Below are 22,167 nucleotides of genomic sequence, written 5' to 3'. Positions count from 1 at the left end.
GCCATGCTAAAGACTATGCAAAAACACGGCGTCACGCTGGCGATCTTCGCCGCCGCCCTCACCGGGCTGACCGCGCTGGTAAATGAACTGACGAAAAGCACCATTGAAGAGCAGGCAATGAAGCAGCAAAAGGCGTTGTTCGATCAGGTGATCCCATCAGACTTCTATGATAATAACCTGCAAAAAAGCTGCTTTGTCGTGCAGGCCCCGCAGCTCGGTAAAGGAAGCCACCGCGTTTATATTGCCCGTAAGGGCGAGAACCCGGTGGGTGCCATCATGGAAGCCACTGCGCCGGACGGTTACTCTGGCGCAATTCAGCTGCTGGTAGGCAGCGATTTTTCCGGCACCGTGCTGGGTACGCGCGTGACGGAACATCACGAAACGCCGGGCCTTGGCGACAAAATTGAAACACGCCTGAGCGACTGGATTTTACACTTTGCCGGTAAGATGATTCATGGCGAGGACGATCCTGCTTTCGCGGTGAAAAAAGATGGCGGTGAGTTTGACCAGTTCACGGGCGCCACGATTACGCCCCGCGCGGTCGTCAACGCCGTCAAACGCGCCGGTCTGTATGCCGAAACGCTGCCCGCGCAGATCAATCATCTTTCCGCCTGTGAGGAGTGACCATGAGCCAGGTTAAAGAGGTTATCGTCCAGGGACTCTGGAAGAACAACTCGGCATTGGTACAGCTGTTGGGATTGTGCCCGCTGCTGGCGGTGACGTCTACCGCCACCAACGCGCTCGGGCTGGGGCTGGCGACCACGCTGGTGCTGACCCTGACCAACTTCTCCATTTCTGTTTTGCGCCGCTGGACGCCATCGGAAATCCGTATTCCGATTTATGTCATGATCATTGCATCGGTGGTCAGCGTCGTGCAAATGCTAATTAACGCCTACGCATTTGGCCTGTACCAGTCGCTCGGGATCTTCATTCCGCTTATCGTGACTAACTGTATTGTCGTGGGCCGCGCTGAAGCCTTCGCGGTGAAAAACAACCCGGCAATTTCCGCGCTGGATGGGTTTTCCATCGGCATGGGCGCGACTGCCGCCATGTTCGTCCTCGGCTCTCTGCGTGAAATTCTGGGCAACGGTACGCTCTTCGACGGTGCGGACGCGCTGCTTGGCGGCTGGGCGAAATCGCTGCGTATCGAGGTGTTCCATACGGACACCCCGTTCCTGCTGGCCATGCTGCCGCCAGGCGCCTTCATTGGCCTTGGAATGATGCTGGCGTTAAAATACCTGATTGATGAAAAACGTAAACGCCGCGCCGCTGAACGCAGCGTACAGGAAGGGATCCCCGAGAAAGCAGTATGAATAAAGAGAAACGCATTGCGATCCTGACGCGCCTGCGCGATGAGAATCCTCATCCAACGACAGAGCTGAATTTTAACTCGCCGTTTGAACTGTTGATCGCGGTGCTGCTCTCTGCGCAGGCCACTGACGTGAGCGTCAACAAAGCCACGGCCCTGCTCTACCCTGTCGCCAATACGCCGCAGGCTATGCTGGAGCTGGGGGTTGAAGGGGTAAAATCCTATATCAAGACCATCGGCCTGTTTAACAGTAAGGCCGAAAACGTCATTAAGACCTGCCGGATCCTGCTTGAGCAGCACGGCGGTGAAGTCCCGGAAGATCGCGCAGCGCTGGAAGCGTTGCCAGGCGTCGGGCGTAAAACGGCAAATGTCGTGCTCAACACGGCGTTTGGCTGGCCGACGATCGCCGTGGACACTCACATCTTCCGCGTTTCTAATCGCACCCGGTTCGCGCCGGGTAAAAACGTGGAAGAGGTGGAAGAAAAGCTATTAAAAGTGGTCCCTGCGGAATTTAAGGTGGATTGCCATCACTGGCTAATCCTTCACGGGCGCTATACCTGTATTGCACGTAAGCCACGCTGCGGCTCCTGCATTATCGAAGATCTCTGTGAATACAAAGAAAAAGTCTATCCCTGAAGGTACATCCACTTGTTACTGTTCAAGCCCTTAGATTAAACAAGGGCTCTGATATCTTCTCCCTTGGCCGTAATTTTCCCTCTCATTGTCCATAAAGCGTTGTCGATTCTGCGGATATTTAACACTCAAACAGGTTAATAGTTTTTTCATCACCAAAAATTTCTATACATCTGTGATCGCGATCACTCTGATAACTTGATGTTGGATTTTTGTTGTTAAAACCCTCTCCACGCCTTTGCCAGACAAGATCTCCTCGTTTACTCACCGCATATAAGACCAGTCATTTTTCAGAATATGGGCTATATCACTGCCTTTCACCCAAAATAGCAGAACATATCGCCATACAGCCATTCATCAGGGTCATTTACAGTGAAAAAAACCACCAATTCTCAACGGATGAAATTTAACGCTGCATAACATTTGCGTGAACCGATGATTATACCGCCACAGTTATATGTAACAGATTATTACAAACGTATTGCCAGATGGGGCTGGATAGTGAACATTACCCGCCGTTTCCCCTCCCAATATAACTATAAAGCGGATGGACTACGGTCATCACGCTATGAACACCCCCGTTAATATGGGATGTAAAAAAAGAGGTATATGTGTCTACTGCAAACAATAAACCAACAGATGAGAGCGTAAGTCTTAACGCTTTCAAACAGCCTAAAGCGTTCTATCTCATTTTCTCTATCGAATTATGGGAGCGTTTTGGCTACTACGGCCTGCAAGGGATTATGGCCGTTTACCTGGTTAAGCAACTGGGTATGTCCGAAGCCGATTCCATCACGCTGTTCTCGTCCTTCAGCGCTCTGGTCTATGGCCTGGTCGCCATCGGCGGCTGGTTAGGCGATAAAGTTCTCGGTACGAAACGTGTCATTATGCTGGGCGCCGTGGTTCTGGCGATTGGCTATGGCCTGGTTGCATGGTCCGGGCACGATGCGGGCGTGGTATACATGGGCATGGCTACCATCGCGGTAGGTAACGGCCTCTTTAAGGCTAACCCGTCCTCCCTGCTTTCTACCTGCTACAACAAAGATGATCCGCGTCTGGACGGTGCATTTACCATGTACTACATGTCCATCAACATCGGTTCATTCTTCTCTATGCTGGCAACCCCATGGCTGGCCGCGAAATTCGGCTGGAGCGTAGCGTTTGCGCTGAGCTTCGTGGGTATGCTGATCACCGTTGTGAACTTCCTGTTCTGTCGCAGCTGGGTTAAAGATTATGGTTCTAAACCAGACTTCGAACCCGTGCATATGGGCAAACTGCTGGCAACCATCGTCGGCATTGTGATCCTGGCCGCTGTCGCGACTTGGCTGCTGCACAACCAGGGTATTGCACGTGCCGTGCTGGCCGTGGTTGCGCTGGGTATCGTGATTATCTTCGCTAAAGAAGCCTTCGCGATGCAGGGTGCGGCACGTCGTAAGATGATTGTGGCGTTCATCCTGATGCTGGAAGCGATTATCTTCTTCGTCCTGTACAGCCAGATGCCGACGTCTCTGAACTTCTTCGCAATCCGCAACGTTGAGCACTCCATCCTGGGTATCGCGTTCGAGCCGGAGCAGTACCAGGCACTGAACCCGTTCTGGATCATGATTGGTAGCCCGATTCTGGCCGCTATCTATAACAAGATGGGCGACCGTCTGCCGATGCCGCACAAGTTCGCTATCGGTATGGTGCTGTGCTCTGGCGCATTCCTGGTGCTGCCGCTGGGGACGAAATTCGCGACCGACGCGGGTATCGTGTCTGTTAACTGGCTGATCCTGAGCTATGCGCTGCAATCCATCGGTGAACTGATGATCTCCGGTCTGGGCCTGGCGATGGTTGCACAGCTGGTCCCTCAGCGTCTGATGGGCTTCATCATGGGTAGCTGGTTCCTGACGACCGCTGGCGCAGCCATCATTGCAGGTAAGATTGCGAACCTGATGGCGGTACCGGACAACGTTACCGACCCGCTGGTCTCCCTGAACGTCTACGGCACCGTGTTCATGCAAATTGGTATCGCGACAGCCGTAATTGCCGTGCTGATGCTGCTCACCGCACCAAAACTCAATCGTATGACGCAGGACGACGACAAATCCGCTAAAGCGATCAACACCGCGAACGCGTAATGTCATCGGGAAACGACTGAACAGAAGCCGCTAATTGATTAGCGGCTTTTTTTTTATCTGAACGCGCACTAACATAGCGGGAACCTCAGCAAAAAGGAGTTACCGATGAAACTGTTCTATAAACCGGGCGCCTGCTCTTTTGCTTCGCATATCACCCTTCGCGAGAGCGGTAAGGATTTCACGCTGGACGGCGTTGACCTGATGAAAAAGCGCCTGGAAAACGGGGATGACTTTTTTGCGATTAACCCAAAAGGGCAGGTTCCGGCCCTGCTGCTGGATGATGGTACGCTGCTGACCGAAGGCGTGGCGATAATGCAGTACCTGGCCGACAACGTGCCTGATCGTCAGCTGCTGGCACCAACAGGCAGTATCTCTCGCTATAAAACCCTTGAGTGGCTTAACTACATCGCGACCGAGCTGCACAAAGGCTTTACGCCGCTGTTCCGCCCGGATACTCCGGAAGAGTACAAACCGACCGTACGTGCGTTACTTGAGAAAAAGATGCAGTACATTAATGAATCACTGAAAGACGATCAGTGGATCTGCGGTGCGCGTTTCACCATTGCTGATGCGTATCTGTTTACCGTTCTGCGCTGGGCGCGCGCGGTGAAGCTGAACCTGGAAGGATTAGATCATATTGCGTCGTATATGGAACGCGTAGCGGCACGCCCTGCGGTTGCAGCGGCGCTGAAGGCAGAAGGGTTGAATTAATCCGAGCGCGCTGTATTGCCGGGTGGCGCTGCGCTTACCCGGCCTACACTATCCCTGCTCTTACAATTGGGTTGCGCTGAAATAATGCTCGGGCTTCGCGATGCGATCCTGCGCCGCGACCACCTGGAGCTCATATTCCTGCATCGTCTTCGTCGCAATCATGATTTCATAAACGGCTGCGGTGACGTGCTCCAGCGCATCGCGCAGGCTTGCGCCCTGCAATAGCTTCACCAGCAGCAAACCGCTGGTCACATCCCCAACCCCGACAGGCTGACGTGTACCGAAATCCACCAGCGGTCGACTGATGTGCCAGGCTTCATCCTTCGTCACCAACAGCATTTCAAAACGGTCCTGGCTCAACCCTGCGCGTGCCAGGTGCTTAACCAGCACAATCTCTGGCCCCTGGGCGATGAGCTCGCGAGAGGCGCGTACAGCCTCTTCTACGCTGTTGACTGGATGCTCGCACAGGATCTCAAGTTCAATCAGGTTGGGCGCAATAATATCGCTGGCGGGCAATGCATGACGGACATGAAACTCCGCAACGCCCGGCGCGACGATGCAGCCTTTTTCCGGATGCCCCATCACCGGATCGCAGAAATATTTCGCCGCGGGGTTTGCCGCTTTCACCTGGCGCACAATGCCGAGGATATGTTCCCCCTGCTCCGCCGAACCCAGATAACCGCTCAGTACGGCATCGCAGCGTTTAAGCTGGTCGATATCCGCAATCCCCTGAACGATCTCCGTCAGATGCGACGGCGGCATCACGCAGCCGGTCCATTTACCGTACTGGGTGTGATTCGAGAACTGAACGGTATTGAGGGGCCAGACGTTGGCCCCGAGGCGGCGCATCGGGAATTCCGCAGCGCTGTTGCCAGCATGTCCAAAAACAACGTGGGACTGAATGGCGAGGATGTTCTTCATGTTGTACTTACCAAACCCTGTCAAAACAAAAGGGGCGTGGTTTCCCACGCCCCTGCGTACTTTTAATTACTTCCAGCAGACCAGACAGTAATTTTTCTTACCGCGACGCAGCAGCGTGTAGCGACCATAGAGACGGTCGTTCTCGGTAAAGGTGTATTCCGGATCGGCCTGTTTTTCGCCATTAATGGTGATCGCGTTAGAGGCGATGGTTTTACGCGCCTGACCGCGAGACGGCTGGAGCTCGGAGTCCACCAGCGCCTGCATCAGATCGGCGCCTTTTTCCATCTCTACCATCGGCACGCCATCCTGCGCCAGCTGTTCGAAGTCCGCTTCGCTTAAATCGCTCAGGGTCCCGTTGAACAGGCTCGCCGTAATGCGTTTCGCCGCTGCCAGACCTTCTTCACCATGAACCAGTTTAGTCACTTCGTCGGCCAGCACATACTGGGCGCGCGGTGCTTTACCGCTGTTCTTGTCTTCTTCTTCCAGCGCATTGATTTCTTCGATATCCATAAAGGTGAAGAATTTCAGGAAGCGATAAACGTCGGCATCCGCCGTGTTGATCCAGAACTGGTAGAATTTGTACGGGCTGGTTTTCTTCGGATCAAGCCATACTGCGCCGCCTTCGGTTTTACCAAACTTGGTACCGTCTGCTTTGGTGATCAGCGGCACGGTCAGACCAAACACCTGATTCTGGTGAAGGCGACGGGTCAGATCGATACCGGAGGTGATGTTACCCCACTGATCAGAACCGCCAATTTGCAGCGACACGCCGTGCAGCTTGTTCAGGCAGGCGAAGTCATACCCCTGCAACAGGTTGTAGGAGAACTCGGTGAAAGAGATTCCCTGATCGTCACGGTTAAGACGCTGCTTGACCGCTTCTTTGTTAATCATCTGGTTAACAGAGAAGTGTTTGCCGATGTCACGCAGGAACGTCAGCACGTTCATGCCACCAAACCAGTCGTAGTTGTTCGCCGCAATCGCAGCGTTGTCACCACAGTTGAAATCCAGGAACGGTGCAACCTGTTTACGGATCTTATCCACCCACTCCTGCACGGTGTCTTCGGTATTCAGCTTACGCTCAGCGGCTTTGAAACTTGGGTCGCCAATCAGACCAGTCGCACCGCCAACCAGGGCAACAGGCTTATGACCCGCCATCTGGAAGCGTTTCAGGCATAACAATGGAACAAGATGCCCCAAATGCAAGCTGTCAGCGGTGGGATCGAAGCCGCAATAGAGCGCGATCGGGCCTTGCGCCAGTCGCTCTGCTAACGCTTCCTCGTCCGTCACCTGGGCCACCAGGCCCCGCTCTTGCAATTGTTTAATCAAGTTACTGCTTGCCATCAAATTCTCCATGTATAAACGACTGCACCTTTGCCGGTACACGACTTTTCGCCTGATGCGAAAGGACCATAGAATAAAGCGCCAGCGCGGTGTGCGCTAGCGCTTAAATCAACAAATTTTGGGGATTACGGTGCCAGTCGGTCTATTTTCCAGCCACCGTTGTCGCGCTGGTATAAAAAGCGATCGTGCAGGCGGTGCTCACCGCCCTGCCAGAATTCCATCTGCTCAATGGGGATGCGGAACCCGCCCCAGAAACTCGGCAGCGGCACTTCACCCTGCTGAAACTTCTGTTTGAGTTCGAGGAATTTACTTTCAAGTACGCCGCGGGCCGAGATTCGGCTGGACTGTTTAGAAACCCAGGCGCCAATCTGACTGTCGCGCGGTCGGCTGTGGAAATATTTCACCACTTCGAGCGTAGAGAGGCGCTCTGCCTTGCCGGTAACCATCACCTGGCGCTCAAGCATATGCCACGGGAAGAGCAGGCTAATACGCGGATTATTTTCCAGGTGATGCGCTTTACGACTACCAAGGTTGGTGTAGAACACCAGCCCTTTCTCGTCATAATGCTTAAGAAGAACGATGCGTTGATACGGCTGACCGTTTTCATCAACCGTGGCAACGACCATCGCCGTCGGGTCGGCCAGTTTCGCTTCGCAGGCCTGTTTCAGCCAGCGTTCAAAAAGCACCAGCGGTTCGGCGGGAAGATCCTGGCGGCGCAGACCGCCTTTGGTGTATTCACGGCGCAGATGCGCAATTTGCTGTAGTTCGTCGTTATCTGACATGGCGTTAGCTGAAAGTGAGGTTGGGTGGCGCTATTGTGCGCGCCCCCATCAAAAATCTCAACGCTTCGGATTTTCCAGCTGACAATTGTTCAGCACAATGCGGTCTCGCTTATAGACGGTGGCGCTGTCACCTTTTGACCAGAAGACGTAGATCCCATCCGTGTAACGCGCCCCGGAGGCGGACATCCCCTGCTTCAGCGTCAACAACTTATTGTCATAAACAAAGCTGGCTTCCTGGCGAGTGTTGTTCAGCTTCACCGTCAGCGGTTTTTCATCACAACGATATTCCAGCGTATCGGTTTGCATACGCTCAACGAACTGGTTATAGACGCTGCATCCGGTCATAAGAAAAGGTACAGCAATGAGAAGAAGTTTTTTCATGGGCAGATTCCGAAGACTATCCTGGTCCTGGAGGGCCTAACCGCCCTCCTGTTTTTCCCTATTTTACGGGTTATGCCTCCCGCTGAATTTCAGTTAACTCTGATTATGGTGCGGATTTGCCGGGAAAATAGCACCGAGGACGCTCGCCTCTCGCGCACCGGTTACGGAGGGTAAATTCCCGGGCAGACCGGCAACCGTACGCCAGGCAAGCCAGGCGAAGGCCAGCGCTTCCATGTCGTCTCCGCTGATCCCGGCTTCGTCAGTGGTCGTGACTTCGGTGCCCGGCAGCAGGGCGGCGAGGCGTGCCATCAGGAGGGGGTTGCGGCTTCCGCCTCCGCATACCAGCAGACGCTCGCACCCGCCGCTGAGCAACACCTGTTCAGAAATCGACACGGCGGTAAGCTCAGTCAGCGTAGCCTGCACATCCTGAGGCGCAAGGCCGGGGAAGCGTGCCAGATGACGTTCAAGCCAGCCGTAGTTGAAATACTCTCGCCCCGTGCTTTTCGGCGCTGGCAGGGCAAAGAATGGATCGCTTAACAGGGCTTGCAGCAAGGGGAGGATCACTTTCCCCTGGCTGGCCCACTGCGCGTCTTTGTCGTAGGGTTTACCGTTCTGACGCCAGATCCAGGCATCCATCAGCATATTACCGGGCCCGGTATCGTATCCACGCACGGGCTGCCCGGGAATGAGCATCGACAGGTTGGCAATCCCGCCAATGTTCAGAACCATTCTGCGCTCCACCGGGTGCGCCAGCAGCGCCTGATGAAATGCCGGAACCAGCGGCGCCCCCTGCCCGCCGAGGGCCATATCGCGACGACGGAAATCCCCCACCACCGTCACGCCGGTTTTTGCCACAATCTGGTTATTATCGCCAATTTGCATCGTGTGCGGCGCCTCGCCGACAGGTTCATGCCAGACGGTCTGCCCATGGCAGCCTATTGCCACGACATCCTGCGGATGAAGTCTTTCTTGCTGCATCAGGGCCAATACCGCATCAGCAAACAGCGCCCCCAGACGCACATCCAGTTGGCCCAGTTGGGAAAGCGTCAGCTGTTGCCCCTGGCAGATGTTCAGAATCTCTTCTTTTAACGAGACCGGAATAGGCCAGGTCAGGCTTGCCTGCTGCGCCACCATGTTTTCATCAATGGCGGCCAGAACGACATCCACACCGTCAAGACTGGTACCAGACATCACACCGATATAGCGACCCGATTTCATGCGCTTTCCTTACGTTACATGGGCTAAGTGCAACCACTCCATCATAAATAACGCTGCTTTGCTATCCGGTGATAATATTTTTTAACAATCTCAGACCTGTAGCACAGACGGTTTTTGTTTATGTCCCGTTAAGCCCCGTTCAGGTAAAATTTATCTATTCGGCATGCAAAGATATGAACTGTGGTCAGGAATGCCATATAATTTAGCCATAACGGATGCCCCAACCGGGCGTTTTTTGGTGAACAGGAGAGTCAAATGATTTTACGTGTACTGGGCGTTTCGCTGATTGGTTTAACACTGGCGGGTTGTGTGAACGACAATTCACTCTCCGGCGACGTATATAGTGCTTCTGAAGCTAAACAGGTACAGAACGTGACCTACGGTACTATCGTTAATGCCCGTCCTGTTCAGATTCAGGGTGGTGATGACACGAACGTCGTGGGCGCAATCGGTGGTGCTGTGCTGGGTGGTTTCCTGGGTAACACCATTGGTGGCGGCACCGGTCGCTCTCTGGCTACCGCAGCAGGCGCAGTTGCAGGCGGCGTAGCGGGTCAGGGCGTTCAGGGTGCGATGAACAAAACTCAGGGCGTTGAGCTGGAAATCCGTAAAGACGATGGCAGCACCATTATGGTTGTGCAGAAACAGGGTAATACTCGCTTCTCTGCAGGCCAGCGTGTTGTACTGGCAAGCAACGGTAGCCAGGTCACCGTCTCCCCGCGTTAATATCCCGACGGATGCGGTCCTTTCGGGCCGCATCCATTTACAAAAACTATCATTTTAAAAAATGTATTTATAAAAATACATTCACACGGCGTATAATTAATTCCCTCTGATATTGTTCCTGCGCAAAGTATTTTTTATTTCCCTCCTTTAGACTCGTCTGATTCTCTTTTTCCTCTTTTTAATTTTTTAACATTCTATGCTTGCGAACTGTCGATTTGTAATGAACCGCTTTGTGGCCTTTGCACTTGGGTGCATTTTTATCATTGCCGTGTTACAAGGTTGTTTTATAAAACTTGTTGAATGGGTTCCTTCATTCTCTCCGCTATTTTTCCCTACGCTCACTATTTTTCTTCTGGTATTCCATCTGTTTATCGCCTGTTTTATGGCAATGAAATACTGGTGTGATAAAAAACGGCTATATCTCGTTCCGATTGCGTCAGCCTTTGCCGGTTCAGCACTGCTGATGGTGGGTACGCTATCCAGTTTTCCAGGCTGGCTGGATCTCTATCAGTTCAACGAGGCGAACTATAATGACGCGATGATCTTTTATATGTTCCGACACCTCTTAATGGCGGTGCTCATGATGGCCTCAGCCTTACTTTATACGCTTCGCGTTTCCCCCCTTTCACGAAGCACCCACATCGGTATTGTTGTCGGATCGGCTCTCTTTACGGGCTGCATGCTTTGGCTGGCGTGGTTCTATTCCAGCCATTCCACGACGTTAACCCTGGATCTTGTGGATAATGAAACCCGGCAGTTCATGATTCTCTGGAGCCAGACCATCAACATCATTTTGGTCATTCTTTGGGTTGTCACATTAATCACCCTGATGGTCGTGACTCGGATAAGAAATTTGTTCTGGGCGGGCGGCAATTTTTTATGCGTCTGTTATGTCGTCACGCTGTTAATGCTGTTGTTAGGTGGATACGTAGAAGATGTATCATGGTACCGCGCCCGGTTATTCGAAACTGTCGCGACATTAATGATTATTTTCATTTTGCTTTCCGACGTCTTTAATTTGTATCGTGACTCGCACGTCAAATACCAGCAGTCATATCAAAATTCAATCCGCGACCCGCTTACCCGTCTTTATAATCGCAGCTATTTTTATGATTCATTAAACTACGCCCTCAGCACTGCAACGGAGGCACGCCCGGTATCGGTGGTAGTAAGCGACCTTGACCGTTTCAAGCGTATCAACGACTGTTACGGGCATTTGCAGGGCGATAAGGTATTACAGTTCGTCTCTAATCTGCTGACGGATTCCGTGCGCCCCCAGGATATCGCGGCCCGAATCGGTGGTGAAGAGTTTGTGTTGATGCTGACAAATACCCCTTCAGACGCCGCGCGGCAGGTGGCCGAGCGCATTCGCCTCAAGCTGAGCGGGTTTGATAAAGCCAGCAGCGGCGGTCATCTGCCGGAACCCATTACCATCAGCATGGGCGTATTCACTGCAACCTCGCCGGAAACCAGTGCGGAAACCTGCGTGGAGAGCGCGGATAAAGCCATGTATGAGGCAAAAGAGACAGGGCGCAACCGGGTGGTGGTGTTCAGATAATAAGAAAGGCCTTGATTTCGCAAGGCCTTTACGTTCGGTCAGTCGCGAGACTGCAGATCGTGGATGTTCTGCTCAAGACGGGCGATGAGTCCTATCAGCATCTCCAGCTCAGCGGGGGAAATACCTTCAAGGATCTCCCCACGCGTTTTACTAATGACGGCTTCCATCTCAGTAATAATCGGGGCCGCTTTTTCCGTCAATTTGATCCGCTTGGCGCGACGGTCGCTGGCGCAGGTTTGTCGGGAGATAAGTCCCTTCTCTTCCAGTTGGTCAAGAGTGCGCACCAGTGACGGCTGCTCAATGCCAATCGCTTTTGCCAGTTGGATCTGTGACTGGTCGGGCGGGAGCTGATGAATGTTATGCAGCGTAACCCAGTGCGTCTGCGTGAGTTCCAGAGGTTTCAGGCGATGGTCAATCAGAGCACGCCAGATGCGTACCAACCTTGCCAGATCAGAACCTAATGGCGATTCCAATTTCATCTCCTTATAATTAGCTTGCTAAGTGATTATAGTGATTTTAGAATAGTTTGCAGTATTTGTATTGCCAAAACAAATGCAATCACGGTATTCATCATTCCTGAAAGGATGATTTACACTGAACGGTAATGCGCCATCGCATTGAAATATGCCATTGTGGCCCTCACCCCACTGCAAAGGATCACTGCTTGTGACGTTCTTTTCCCTCTCCGCAGGGTTGCCCCTCCAGGATCTGATTGTCGGCGCATCGGTCTACTTTCCGCCACTGTTTAAAGCCGTGATGGTCGGTTTTGTGATCTGGCTCATTGCGCATCGTCTGCTGCGCGACTGGATGTATTCCGGTGAAATCTGGCACCCGATGTTAATGGATCTCTCCCTGTTTACCCTTTCCGTCTGTCTTGGCCTTGCCGTGTTAACCGTGTGGTGAGAATAGCATTGAAAACGTTAAAATATTTTTCCACTCTTTTCGTTTTAGCGCTGGCGCTTATGGCCGGCTGGTGGCTCTGGAATTATTACATGCAGTCGCCCTGGACGCGTGACGGCAAGATCCGCGCAGAACAGGTCAGCATCACGCCACAGGTGTCCGGCAGTATCAGCGCGCTGCTGGTGAAGGACAACCAGTTCGTTCATGCGGGCGATGTGTTATTCCGCATCGATGAGACCCCTTTCCACATTGCGGTGCTCAATGCCCAGGCGCAGCTCGCAAAAGCTCAATCAGATCTGGCAAAAGCCAATAACGAAGCCGAACGTCGCCGACATCTGTCGAGGAATTACATCTCTGCGGAAGATCTCGATACCGCCAATATCAATGTAAAAGCCATGCAGGCCAGCCTGAAGGTTGCAGAGGCAACGCTGAAACAGGCCGAGTGGCAACTGACCCAGACCGTTGTCAAAGCTCCGGTGGATGGATGGATCACGAGCCTGTCGACCCGTGTGGGGGATTACGCCACCACAGGCCAGCCGGTCTTTGCCCTGGTAGATAGGCACTCTTTCTATGTTGTAGGTTATTTTGAAGAGACCAAGCTGCGCCATATCCGCGAGGGTACGCCTGCCCGGATCACGCTTTACAGCGGTGCAGAAACGTTACAGGGTCACGTTAGTAGCATAGGTCGGGCAATTTACGATCAGAGCGTGGAAACCGATTCTGGTCTGGTGCCTGACATCAAACCCAACGTACCGTGGGTGCGTCTGGCTCAGCGGGTGCCTGTTCGCGTCGAGTTAGAGCAACTGCCGAAAGACATTACTCTGGTCTCTGGCACAACCTGCACCGTCGCCATCGGATCGCGATGATGAACCTGGGAGCTTTCTCCTGGCGCAATACGCCGTGGATAAAAGCGACACGGCCGCAGTGGCGTTACGCGCTGCGTAACGGCATCGCCATGTGCCTTGCGCTTACGGTTGCCTATTATCTGAATCTGGATGAGCCTTACTGGGCGATGACCTCTGCGGCGGTCGTCAGCTTCCCTACCGTCGGGGGCGTTATCAGTAAAAGCCTCGGGCGCGTGGCGGGTAGCCTGCTGGGTGCGACCGCTGCACTGCTTCTTGCCGGCCATACCCTGAACGATCCCTGGCTCTTTCTGTTAAGCATGTCGGCATGGCTGGGGCTGTGCACCTGGGCCTGCGCCCATTTTACCAACAACGTTGCGTACGCGTTTCAACTGGCAGGTTACACCGCAGCCATTATCGCCTTTCCGGTCGTCAACGTGCTGGATACCACCGAGCTGTGGGACATCGCCCAGGCACGCGTGTGTGAAGTGATGGTCGGCATTCTGTGCGGCGGCGTCATGATGATGATCCTGCCCAGCACCTCGGATGGCACTACGCTTATCACCGCCCTTAAAACGATGCACGCGCGTTTGCTGGAACATGCCAGCCTGCTCTGGCAGCCTGATAGCAGCGATAACATCCGTCTAGCACACGAAAAGGTCATCGGCCAGATCCTGACCATGAATCTGCTGCGCATCCAGGCATTCTGGAGCCACTACCGTTTTCGTCGCCAGAACACGCTCCTGAACTATTTACTGCACCAGCAATTGCGGATGACGAGTGCGATCTCAAGCCTTCGCCGGATGTTGCTGAACTGGCCTGCGCCGCCAGCCCATACCCGGGAAGTTATCGAGGCGCTTCTCGCCGCCCTTGCGCGTCCGGATGCCGATATCTATACCGTGGCCCGCATTATCGCGCCGCTCGCCCCAACGGATGAATATGATTACCGGCACCGCGCCTTCTGGCAGCGTCTGAACTATTTCTGCCGCCTGTATCTGCGCAGCAGCCGCTGGTTAAAAGCCGTCGAAAATGCCACGCCCGTCACCGAATTTTCCGTTCCCGGTAGCCCAGCTCTGGCGCGCCATACCGACGCAATGGAGGCGCTGTGGAGCGGTTTTCGTACGTTTTGCGCGTTGACGGCCGTGGGCGCATGGGCCATCACCACCCAATGGGATGCGGGCAGTGCAGCCCTGACGCTTGCGGCAATCAGCTGCGTGCTCTATTCCGTCGCAGCTTCCCCGTTTAATTCCCTGACGCTTCTGCTGCGTACGCTGGTACTGCTGTCGCTGTTCAGCTTCGTGGTGAAATTTGGTTTGATGGTGCAGATAACCGACCTCTGGCAATTTCTGCTGTTTCTCTTCCCGCTATTAACCACCATGCAGTTGCTCAAACTGCAAATGCCAAAACTGGCCGGTCTGTGGGGGCAGTTGATTGTTTTTATGGGCTCATTTATCTCTGTAACGAATCCTCCGGTTTACGATTACGCTGATTTTCTCAACGATAACCTGGCGAAGATCCTCGGCGTGGGGCTGGCGTGGCTGGCTTTCGCCGTGCTACGCCCGGGCTCGGATGCGCGTAAAAGCCGCAGGCATATTCGTGAGCTGCGCAGGGGTTTTGTCGATCAACTGAGTCGCAGGCCGCATCTGCGTGAAAGCGAGTATGAATCGCTGGTTTACCATCATGTCAGCCAGCTGAACAACAGCCAGGATTCCCTCTCCCGTCGCTGGCTACTGCGCTGGGGCGTGGTGCTGCTGAACTGTTCGCACGTGGTGTGGCAGCTGCGTGCCTGGGAGACGCGTTCCGACCCGCTTTCGCAGGTCCGCGATAATTGTATTTCCATGCTCCGCGATGTGATGAGCGAGCGCGGAGTTCAGCAACGCCCCCTGAGCGTCACGCTCGCCGAGCTTCAGCGTATTTGCGACGCTCTGGCGCACCACCATCAGCCTGCGGCCCGCGATCTGGCGTCCATTATCTGGCGGCTGCACTGCTCCCTGTCACAGCTTGAACAGGCGCCGCCACCCGGAACAATTGGCGATCAGATCACCCCGCAGGCATAGCGCGCCCCGCCGCCGCCAAGCGGTTTAGGTTGATCGGACATGTTATCGCCGCCCACATGGACCATCAGCGCCTTGCCTTTGACCTCGTCAATCTTTTTCAGCCGGGGCGCAACAACCGGATCGGTGGCTTTACCGTCGTTATTCACCACCAGCACCGGCAGATCGCCGAGGTGCCCCATACCTTCCGGGCCTTCATGCTTACCAGAGTTGTGCGGATCCAGATGCCCCCCAGCGGCCTCAGCGGCTGAAGGTTTCCCCTCTTTCATTGCAGGTTGACAGCTGCCTTTGGCATGAACGTGAAAACCATGTTCACCGGGTGGAAGGGCCTTGAGATCGGGAGCAAATTCCAGCCCTTTATCGGTTTCGGTGATTTTCACCGTCCCGATGGACTGGCCTACTCCCTGAGAAGTGACGAGATTCATTTCAACTTCTTCGCTGGCTGCCTGCGCTCCTGCGCAAACAACCAGCGTGACCACTGCCAGAGCAAAACGCTTCATAAGACCTCCACGGGTTATTTTTTGCACCTTAAGTTTATACCAGCGGCGCAGATTTCACCGGAAAGTCAGGTTCAGGCGTGCTCAGGGTACGTCGTAGCCCAGCGCCGCCTTGCGGATGCGGAACCACTGCTGACGCGTCATATCCAGCTCTTCAGCCACCAGCGCAGCGCGTACGCGCTCAATTTTGCCGGAGCCGATAATTGGCAGCGGTTTAGACGGCAGGCGCAGGATCCAGGCGTAAACCACCTGCTCGATGCTTTCCGCATTCAGTTCGCGGGCCACGGTTTCAAGCTCGTTACGCAGCGGCTGGAAGGCCTCATCGTTAAACAGGCGGCCGCCTCCCAGGCAGGACCATGCCATTGGACGGATGCGCAGCTGTTGCAATTGGTCGAGCGTGCCATCCAGCAGCAGCGGCTGGTGAACAGGCGAGATCTCCACCTGATTCGTCGCCAGCGTAAACGGCAGGCGAGACTGCAATAGCGCAAACTGTGCCGGGGTGAAGTTAGACACGCCAAAATGACGCACTTTGCCGCTCTGGTGTAGCGTCAGGAACGCTTCCGCAACCTCGTCCGCATCCATCAATGGATCGGGACGGTGGATCAGCAGCAGGTCGATACGATCGGTGGCCAGGTTGACCAGTGACTGCTCGGCGCTTTTAACGATATGCGCGCTGTCAGTGATGTAATGCCCAAGTGCATGCTCCGGTTTTGCTGTGGTGGCAATACCGCATTTGGTCACAATCTCCATACGTTCACGCAGCGCTGGCGCACGCTTCAGCGCTTCGCCAAAAGCGGCCTCGCACTGATAGCCACCATAAATATCAGCGTGATCGACGGTGGTGATCCCGAGATCGAGATGCTCTTCTATAAAGTCCTCCAGCTGGACCGGAGACATATTCCAGTCCATAAGGCGCCAGTAGCCCATAACGAATCGGGAGAATTCCGGGCCCTGCGGGGCAAGGGTAATACGCTGAACCATAACATTTTCCTCAAGGAAGTCATGTCACCAGTATACGCAATTACCCTGCTAAAACAGTGAAGGTTGCTGAGGTTCTTCGGTTTCAACCGCTTTGTTTGCACGAATTTTGCGCAGCAGACGTTGTTGGCAGAGCCGTAAGACCTCCTGCTTTTGCGCGTCGCTGAAATTTTGCCAGTTAAAACGTTCATCGCGTGTGCGCATGCAGCCACGGCAGTATCCTCGTTCATCAACCTGGCAAATACCCCGGCACGGGCTCTGGACAGGGAAAAATTCCAGTTGCTCTGCCACACCTACCTCCAGAACGTCATTATTCCCTACAGTGAAGACCCTAAATGGCCTGCATGCAAGGAGTGTCCGTCACAAACAGGGCATTAAGGTTTCGCTAATCTTCCCTTCTTATACTCGCCGCATTGATATAACGAATGGTCTGGTCATCATGTGGCTCACTAAAAAGTTACACTGTAACGATACGAAATTTACCCTCGCCTGTGCGCTTTTCTTCACCGTGTTCAATGCGCTGTTTATCCAGCGCAGCTGGTCAGTTATCGCACCTGCCCGTCTGCACGACGTGCTTTTTGCCGCCAGTGTGCCGCTGGTTCTGTTCTGCGGCTGGGTCATTGTTTTTAGCCTGCTGAATATTCCCTTTATTCGCAAGCCGCTCATGATTGCCCTGACCATAGGATGCGCCGCCGCGACCTGGTTTATGTACACCTATGGCGCGGTTATCGATCAAAACATGATTGTGAACGTGTTTGAGACTAACTCCCAGGAAGCGACAGCCCTGGTAACGCCGCAGCTGATCCTGTGGCTGGCCGTCGCGGGTCTGGTCCCTTCCGTCATCTTAGCCCTGACGCGCATTCGAACCGGAAAATGGTGGTATGCCCTGCTAACACGTTTCGCCGCTATACTGGGTGCGCTGCTGGTGATCATTCTCGTCGCGGCAGTGTTCTATAAAGACTATGCTTCGCTGTTCCGCAATAACAAAAGCATCGTCAAAATGGTCACTCCGGCGAACTACGTGAGCGCCGTTGTGAAGTACAGTAAAATGCGCTGGTTTGCCGGCGACCAGACGCTGGTCCGCATTGGCGAGGATGCCCATAAAGGCGCGCTGATTTCCGGCCAGCACAAGAAAACCGTGCTGGTTCTGGTGGTGGGTGAAGCCTCCCGCGCTGCAAACTATTCGTTAAATGGTTACCCCCGTGAAACCAACCCCGAGCTGAAAAAGCGGGATGTCATCAACTTCCCACAGGCCTCCTCCTGTGGCACGGAAACCGCCGTTTCCGTCCCCTGCATGTTCTCCGGCATGACGCGAAAAAAATATGACGCGGACCTCGCCCATCATCAGGAAGGACTGCTCGATGTGCTTAACCACGCCGGGTTCAACCTGCTGTGGCGCGACAATGACGGCGGGTGTAAAGGTGCCTGTGACCGCGTGCCGCACACGGATATGACCCAGTGGAAACTGGATCAGTTCTGTAAGGACAAATCCTGTATCGACGACGTCAACCTGTACCGCCTGGACAACGTGCTGGACGGAATAAAGCAGGATACCGTACTGGTTATACACCTGATGGGCAGCCACGGTCCGGCTTATTACAACCGTTACCCGGACCGCTTCCGGAAATTCACCCCAACCTGCGATACCAATGAAATTCAGGATTGCGATCATCAGTCGCTGATCAATACCTATGACAACTCGATTCTGTATACCGATAGCGTGCTCAGCCGAACCATCGACGCGCTAAAAGCCCGGAAGGCCAGTATGAACACAGCGCTCATTTACCTCTCCGATCACGGCGAATCGCTGGGCGAAAGCGGAATTTACCTGCACGGTACGCCGTATATGCTGGCCCCGGAGCAGCAAACGCATATTCCGTTTATGTTCTGGCTCTCCCCGGACTATGCGAAAAACTTCGGCGTAAACACGGATTGCCTGCGTAACCATGCTGCAAAAGAGGCAGTTTCACAGGACAATTTGTTTGCCACGGTTCTGGGTATGATGGACGTGAAATCAGCGGTTTATCAGCCGCAGCTGGATATTTTGTCGCAATGTCGTCGCTAAGCGGGCTTGCATTAGACCGAACGGTCTATTAGAGTAAGAGCATGAGCAGACATACAGAACACGATACACGAGAACATTTGCTGGCTACCGGCGAGCGCCTTTGCATGCATCGCGGGTTTACCGGTATGGGGCTGAGCGAGTTATTAAAAACCGCTGAAGTGCCTAAGGGATCGTTTTATCACTATTTTCGATCCAAAGAGGCGTTTGGCGTAGCCATGCTGGAGCGGCACTACGCCAGCTACCATCAGCGCCTGGCAGCCCACTTCGCCAGCGGCGAAGGTGACTACCGGGATCGTGTTCTGAACTACTATCAGGAAACGCTGACGCAGTTCTGTCAGCAGGGCATCATCAGCGGCTGCCTGACGGTAAAACTGTCTGCCGAAGTGTGCGATCTCTCCGAAGATATGCGTACCGCCATGGATAAAGGGGCCAGCGGCGTAATCGCTCTGCTGGCTCAGGCGCTGGAAAAAGGCCGCGATGAAACAACGCTCTCCTTCTCCGGCGATCCGCTCACGCAGGCACAGGTGCTCTATTCCCTCTGGTTAGGCGCCAACCTGCAGGCAAAAATGTCTCGCAGCGCCGTGCCGCTCGAAAGCGCGCTGGCGCATGTGAAAAACTGTATTACGGCGCCTGGCGTGTAGCCGGCGTTTTTATTTACCCTTTTACTAGTCGACTGGTCTACTCAGGAGCCATTATGTCCGCTGAAAAGCTATTTACCCCACTGAAAGTGGGTGCCGTTACTGCCCCAAACCGCGTGTTTATGGCCCCACTTACCCGTCTGCGCAGCATCGAGCCGGGAGATATCCCAACGCCATTGATGGGTGAGTATTACCGTCAGCGCGCCAGCTCGGGCCTGATTATTTCCGAAGCCACGCAGATTTCTGCCCAGGCCAAAGGCTACGCCGGTGCGCCGGGTCTGCACAGCCCGGAACAGATCGCCGCGTGGAAAAAAATCACCACAGGCGTTCATGCTGAAGATGGCCGTATTGCGGTTCAGCTGTGGCACACCGGTCGTATCTCGCACAGCAGCATCCAGCCTGGCGGTCAGGCGCCCGTTTCTGCCTCTGCCCTGAATGCGAATACCCGCACTTCCCTGCGCGATGAAAACGGTAATGCTATTCGCGTCGACACCACCACGCCACGCGCGCTTGAGCTGGACGAGATCCCGGGTATCGTGAATGATTTCCGTCAGGCCGTCGCCAACGCCCGTGAAGCGGGCTTCGACCTGGTTGAGCTGCACTCTGCGCACGGCTACCTGCTGCACCAGTTCCTGTCACCGTCTTCCAATCAGCGTACCGACCAGTACGGCGGCAGCGTTGAAAACCGCGCGCGTCTGGTGCTTGAAGTGGTAGATGCCGTGTGTAATGAGTGGAGCGCAGATCGCATTGGTATTCGAGTTTCCCCAATTGGTACCTTCCAGAACGTCGACAACGGTCCGAACGAAGAAGCGGATGCGCTGTATCTGATTGAAGAGCTGGCTAAACGCGGTATCGCGTATCTGCACATGTCCGAGCCGGACTGGGCAGGCGGCAAGCCCTACAGCGAAGCCTTCCGCCAGAAAGTTCGCGAGCGCTTCCACGGCGTGATTATCGGGGCGGGCGCTTATACGGCAGAGAAAGCCGAGGATCTGATCGGTAAAGGTCTGATCGACGCCGTGGCCTTTGGCCGTGATTACATTGCTAACCCGGATCTGGTTGCCCGTTTGCAGAAGAAAGCCGAACTGAACCCGCAGCGCCCTGAAAGCTTCTATGGCGGCGGCGCGGAAGGTTATACCGACTACCCTTCACTGTAATCCCGCTTTGTACATTGATAGCGGCGACCTTTCGCCGCTATACTAAAACATCGTTTCTGTTCAAAAAGATAATCCATTCCACTGGTTAATGAGGAAATTATGCGCCTACTTCACACCATGCTGCGCGTTGGCGACCTGCAACGTTCCATCGATTTCTATACTAACGTTCTGGGCATGAAGCTGCTGCGCACCAGCGAAAATCCGGAATATAAATACTCTCTGGCGTTTGTCGGTTACGGCCCGGAATCTGAAGAAGCGGTCATCGAGCTGACCTACAACTGGGGCGTGGACAGCTACGAGCTGGGTACGGCTTACGGCCACATCGCGCTGGAAGTGGATAACGCGGCTGAAGCCTGCGAACGTATCCGCAGCAATGGCGGTAACGTCACCCGTGAAGCCGGTCCGGTTAAAGGCGGCACCACCGTGATTGCGTTTGTTGAAGATCCGGACGGGTATAAAATCGAACTGATCGAAGCTAAAGACGCTGGTCGCGGTCTGGGCAATTGATCCCGCAGGGCGCACTATGCGCCCGTTGTTTTGCTGCATCCCCTCTCAAAATTTGCCATAATGCGCACTGCTTTTTCCCCCTTGTAAGAGACCCTGATGTCCGATAACGCTCAATTTACCGGTCTGTGCGACCGTTTTCGTGGTTTTTATCCCGTTGTCATTGATGTAGAAACAGCCGGATTTAACGCTAAAACCGATGCGCTGCTTGAAATTGCCGCCATCACGCTGAAGATGGATGAACAGGGCTGGCTTGTACCGGACACCACGCTGCATTTCCACGTTGAACCCTTTGAAGGGGCAAACTTACAGCCAGAGGCGCTGGCCTTTAACGGTATCGATCCGACAAACCCGCTGCGCGGGGCGGTAAGCGAATATGAGGCGCTGCACGCCATTTTCAAAATGGTGCGCAAAGGCATGAAAGAGAATGACTGTAGCCGCGCCATCATGGTGGCCCACAACGCTACGTTCGATCACAGCTTCACCATGGCTGCCGCCGAGCGCGCCTCGCTAAAGCGTAATCCATTCCATCCGTTTGTGACCTTCGACACCGCCGCGCTGAGCGGCCTGGCGCTGGGGCAAACCGTGCTCTCTAAAGCCTGCATCACGGCGGGTATTGCGTTTGACGGCACTCAGGCGCATTCCGCGTTATACGATACCGAGCGTACGGCGGAGCTGTTCTGTGAGATCGTCAACCGCTGGAAACGTCTGGGTGGCTGGCCGCTGCCGATGGGCGACGAGGCCGATCTTCAATCGTAGACTGGGTAATCAACAGCCCCACAGGACAAAAAAAAAGCGACCAACATAATGTGGTCGCTTTTTTATATCCGCAGAAAAC

Annotated in this window: 24 protein-coding genes; 15 read left to right on the top strand and 9 right to left on the bottom strand. The window is 54.3% G+C overall.

Annotated elements, in window-relative coordinates; genetic code table 11:
• Nucleotides 1-3 precede the first annotated feature (3 nt).
• The 5 genes from rsxG (at nt 4) to gstA (ending at nt 4,773) form a co-directional block, all read left to right on the top strand.
• Nucleotides 4-624 carry an electron transport complex subunit RsxG gene (rsxG, locus tag L2Y28_RS09215; protein ID WP_022647917.1) on the top strand — a complete coding sequence of 207 codons (621 nt, stop codon included), beginning with the start codon at nt 4-6 and terminating at the stop codon, nt 622-624.
• A 2-nt stretch (nt 625-626) separates the two neighbouring features.
• On the top strand, nt 627-1,313 hold the full coding sequence (locus tag L2Y28_RS09210; RefSeq protein ID WP_003857592.1) for an electron transport complex subunit E: 687 nt from the start codon (nt 627-629) through the stop codon (nt 1,311-1,313).
• Nucleotides 1,310-1,945, top strand: coding sequence for an endonuclease III (nth, locus tag L2Y28_RS09205; RefSeq protein WP_015570668.1), 636 nt, complete (start codon nt 1,310-1,312; stop codon nt 1,943-1,945). The genes L2Y28_RS09210 and nth overlap by 4 nt, the downstream gene beginning before the upstream one ends.
• A gap of 608 nt (nt 1,946-2,553) precedes the next feature.
• Nucleotides 2,554-4,062, top strand: a complete 1,509-nt coding sequence (gene dtpA / locus L2Y28_RS09200) for a dipeptide/tripeptide permease DtpA (protein WP_022647916.1) — start codon at nt 2,554-2,556, stop codon at nt 4,060-4,062.
• A gap of 105 nt (nt 4,063-4,167) precedes the next feature.
• The gene (gene gstA, locus L2Y28_RS09195; RefSeq protein ID WP_022647915.1) at nt 4,168-4,773 is read left to right on the top strand and encodes a glutathione transferase GstA; all 606 of its coding nucleotides are present in this window, start codon (nt 4,168-4,170) and stop codon (nt 4,771-4,773) included.
• Nucleotides 4,774-4,833: 60 nt separating this feature from the next.
• Here gstA and pdxY read toward each other — a convergent pair whose 3' ends face one another.
• The 5 genes from pdxY to anmK form a co-directional block, all read right to left on the bottom strand.
• Nucleotides 4,834-5,694: a pyridoxal kinase PdxY gene (gene pdxY, locus L2Y28_RS09190; protein ID WP_022647914.1), complete on the bottom strand. Its 861-nt coding sequence runs from the start codon at nt 5,692-5,694 to the stop codon at nt 4,834-4,836.
• 66 nt (nt 5,695-5,760) lie between these two features.
• Nucleotides 5,761-7,035 carry a tyrosine--tRNA ligase gene (tyrS, locus tag L2Y28_RS09185; protein ID WP_022647913.1) on the bottom strand — a complete coding sequence of 425 codons (1,275 nt, stop codon included), beginning with the start codon at nt 7,033-7,035 and terminating at the stop codon, nt 5,761-5,763.
• Between the two features lie 125 nt (nt 7,036-7,160).
• Nucleotides 7,161-7,817 carry a pyridoxamine 5'-phosphate oxidase gene (gene pdxH, locus L2Y28_RS09180; protein WP_003857601.1) on the bottom strand — a complete coding sequence of 219 codons (657 nt, stop codon included), beginning with the start codon at nt 7,815-7,817 and terminating at the stop codon, nt 7,161-7,163.
• Between the two features lie 57 nt (nt 7,818-7,874).
• Nucleotides 7,875-8,198: a C-type lysozyme inhibitor gene (gene mliC / locus L2Y28_RS09175; RefSeq protein WP_022647912.1), complete on the bottom strand. Its 324-nt coding sequence runs from the start codon at nt 8,196-8,198 to the stop codon at nt 7,875-7,877.
• 93 nt (nt 8,199-8,291) lie between these two features.
• Nucleotides 8,292-9,416: an anhydro-N-acetylmuramic acid kinase gene (gene anmK, locus L2Y28_RS09170; protein ID WP_022647911.1), complete on the bottom strand. Its 1,125-nt coding sequence runs from the start codon at nt 9,414-9,416 to the stop codon at nt 8,292-8,294.
• Between the two features lie 255 nt (nt 9,417-9,671).
• On the opposite strand from anmK, the gene slyB reads away from it, so the two are divergent.
• Together slyB and L2Y28_RS09160 are read left to right on the top strand one after the other, a co-directional pair.
• Nucleotides 9,672-10,139, top strand: a complete 468-nt coding sequence (gene slyB, locus L2Y28_RS09165) for an outer membrane lipoprotein SlyB (RefSeq protein WP_022647910.1) — start codon at nt 9,672-9,674, stop codon at nt 10,137-10,139.
• 196 nt (nt 10,140-10,335) lie between these two features.
• Nucleotides 10,336-11,697 (top strand): GGDEF domain-containing protein, encoded by a 1,362-nt coding sequence (locus tag L2Y28_RS09160; RefSeq protein ID WP_032622180.1) that lies wholly within the window; start codon nt 10,336-10,338, stop codon nt 11,695-11,697.
• A gap of 38 nt (nt 11,698-11,735) precedes the next feature.
• On the opposite strand, the gene slyA is transcribed toward L2Y28_RS09160, so the two are convergent.
• On the bottom strand, nt 11,736-12,176 hold the full coding sequence (gene slyA, locus L2Y28_RS09155; RefSeq protein WP_032623345.1) for a transcriptional regulator SlyA: 441 nt from the start codon (nt 12,174-12,176) through the stop codon (nt 11,736-11,738).
• Nucleotides 12,177-12,363: 187 nt separating this feature from the next.
• Here slyA and L2Y28_RS09150 point away from each other — a divergent pair, with 187 nt between their 5' ends.
• Genes L2Y28_RS09150 through L2Y28_RS09140 form a run of 3 tightly spaced genes read left to right on the top strand, consistent with a single transcriptional unit; the run spans nt 12,364 to nt 15,496 of the window.
• A complete protein-coding gene (locus tag L2Y28_RS09150) occupies nt 12,364-12,600 on the top strand; it encodes a DUF1656 domain-containing protein (RefSeq protein WP_022647907.1) in 237 nt (78 codons plus the stop codon).
• A 2-nt stretch (nt 12,601-12,602) separates the two neighbouring features.
• Nucleotides 12,603-13,463 (top strand): HlyD family secretion protein, encoded by an 861-nt coding sequence (locus tag L2Y28_RS09145; protein ID WP_032622270.1) that lies wholly within the window; start codon nt 12,603-12,605, stop codon nt 13,461-13,463.
• Nucleotides 13,463-15,496: an FUSC family protein gene (locus L2Y28_RS09140; RefSeq protein WP_032622268.1), complete on the top strand. Its 2,034-nt coding sequence runs from the start codon at nt 13,463-13,465 to the stop codon at nt 15,494-15,496. The genes L2Y28_RS09145 and L2Y28_RS09140 overlap by 1 nt, the downstream gene beginning before the upstream one ends.
• On the opposite strand, the gene sodC is transcribed toward L2Y28_RS09140, so the two are convergent.
• The 3 genes from sodC to L2Y28_RS09125 form a co-directional block, all read right to left on the bottom strand.
• Entirely contained in the window at nt 15,475-15,993 is a 519-nt protein-coding gene (gene sodC / locus L2Y28_RS09135; RefSeq protein ID WP_022647904.1) for a superoxide dismutase [Cu-Zn] SodC, read from the bottom strand. The genes L2Y28_RS09140 and sodC overlap by 22 nt on opposite strands.
• A gap of 81 nt (nt 15,994-16,074) precedes the next feature.
• Nucleotides 16,075-16,971: an aldo/keto reductase family oxidoreductase gene (locus L2Y28_RS09130; protein WP_022647903.1), complete on the bottom strand. Its 897-nt coding sequence runs from the start codon at nt 16,969-16,971 to the stop codon at nt 16,075-16,077.
• 48 nt (nt 16,972-17,019) lie between these two features.
• Nucleotides 17,020-17,259: a DUF1289 domain-containing protein gene (locus L2Y28_RS09125; protein ID WP_022647902.1), complete on the bottom strand. Its 240-nt coding sequence runs from the start codon at nt 17,257-17,259 to the stop codon at nt 17,020-17,022.
• Between the two features lie 148 nt (nt 17,260-17,407).
• Between L2Y28_RS09125 and eptA the strand changes: the two genes are divergently transcribed.
• From eptA to rnt, 5 genes are all read left to right on the top strand, one after another.
• Nucleotides 17,408-19,033, top strand: a complete 1,626-nt coding sequence (gene eptA / locus L2Y28_RS09120; protein ID WP_022647901.1) for a phosphoethanolamine transferase EptA — start codon at nt 17,408-17,410, stop codon at nt 19,031-19,033.
• Between the two features lie 41 nt (nt 19,034-19,074).
• Nucleotides 19,075-19,674: a TetR/AcrR family transcriptional regulator gene (locus L2Y28_RS09115; protein WP_022647900.1), complete on the top strand. Its 600-nt coding sequence runs from the start codon at nt 19,075-19,077 to the stop codon at nt 19,672-19,674.
• A gap of 53 nt (nt 19,675-19,727) precedes the next feature.
• Nucleotides 19,728-20,825: an alkene reductase gene (locus L2Y28_RS09110; protein WP_022647899.1), complete on the top strand. Its 1,098-nt coding sequence runs from the start codon at nt 19,728-19,730 to the stop codon at nt 20,823-20,825.
• Nucleotides 20,826-20,924: 99 nt separating this feature from the next.
• Complete coding sequence (gene gloA, locus L2Y28_RS09105; RefSeq protein WP_022647898.1) at nt 20,925-21,332, top strand: lactoylglutathione lyase; 408 nt, start codon at nt 20,925-20,927, stop codon at nt 21,330-21,332.
• A gap of 96 nt (nt 21,333-21,428) precedes the next feature.
• The gene (gene rnt, locus L2Y28_RS09100; RefSeq protein WP_003857625.1) at nt 21,429-22,088 is read left to right on the top strand and encodes a ribonuclease T; all 660 of its coding nucleotides are present in this window, start codon (nt 21,429-21,431) and stop codon (nt 22,086-22,088) included.
• The last annotated feature ends 79 nt before the right edge of the window (nt 22,089-22,167 follow it).

Origin of the sequence: Enterobacter sp. JH25, from assembly GCF_021725435.1 — a bacterium.
In the GTDB taxonomy this organism is placed as follows: domain Bacteria; phylum Pseudomonadota; class Gammaproteobacteria; order Enterobacterales; family Enterobacteriaceae; genus Enterobacter; species Enterobacter intestinihominis.
The sequence above is the reverse complement of the archived record's forward strand: the minus strand, read 5'-3'. Positions and strand labels throughout refer to the sequence as shown.